Origin of the sequence: Psychrobacter sp. DAB_AL62B (assembly GCF_028895345.1) — a bacterium.
Taxonomy (GTDB): domain Bacteria; phylum Pseudomonadota; class Gammaproteobacteria; order Pseudomonadales; family Moraxellaceae; genus Psychrobacter.
Genome location: NZ_SAXC01000032.1, coordinates 1 through 614 on the forward strand (window position 1 = coordinate 1; position 614 = coordinate 614).

At 49.7% G+C, this 614-nt stretch carries 1 pseudogene; it reads right to left on the reverse strand.

Annotated elements, in window-relative coordinates:
- Positions 1 to 24 precede the first annotated feature (24 nt).
- Positions 25 to 614: pseudogene (locus EPB74_RS13375) on the reverse strand (NAD(P)(+) transhydrogenase (Re/Si-specific) subunit alpha); the annotation flags it as partial.

A 614-nucleotide genomic window follows, 5' to 3' on the forward strand; every position in this document is an offset into this window, starting at 1 on the left:
GACTTGAGACTTGGGAATTGAGATTTAGCGCTTAGCAAGACGCACTTGATTCGCATGTGTCACGGCTAATGCCCCTTGAATCTCATCTTCCATGTCTAAGTTGAGTGCCAGTGTGTTTGCTGCAGCGTCGTCTGTAGTAGTAGCAGGAGCAATTAAGGTGGTGATAAAATTGACCAGGTTATTGGCATATAGGTCTGATGACTGCGCAGCGAGCATTGATGGAATATTGGCGGCACCGACGATGCGTACACCATTGGCCGTCATAATGGTTTCATCAGGGACACTGCCTTCAACGTTACCGCCAGTACCAGCAGCCATATCAATCAGTACTGAACCTGCTTTCATTTTGGCAAGGGTTGCTTGATGGACCAAGCGCGGTGCGTTACGACCAGGAATTTGTGCGGTGGTGATGACGATATCCGCATTGCTTAAGGCTTTATCCACCACTGCGGCTTGGTCTTTGACATATTGCTCTGATGGTGTCCACGCATAGCCGCCTGTGGATTTAGCGGTCTCAGCCTCCTCTGCACTCATTGGTACATCAAGCCACTTACCACCTAATGACTCTACTTGCTCACGAGCGGTCGGACGTAAATCGCTTGCTTCAACGACTG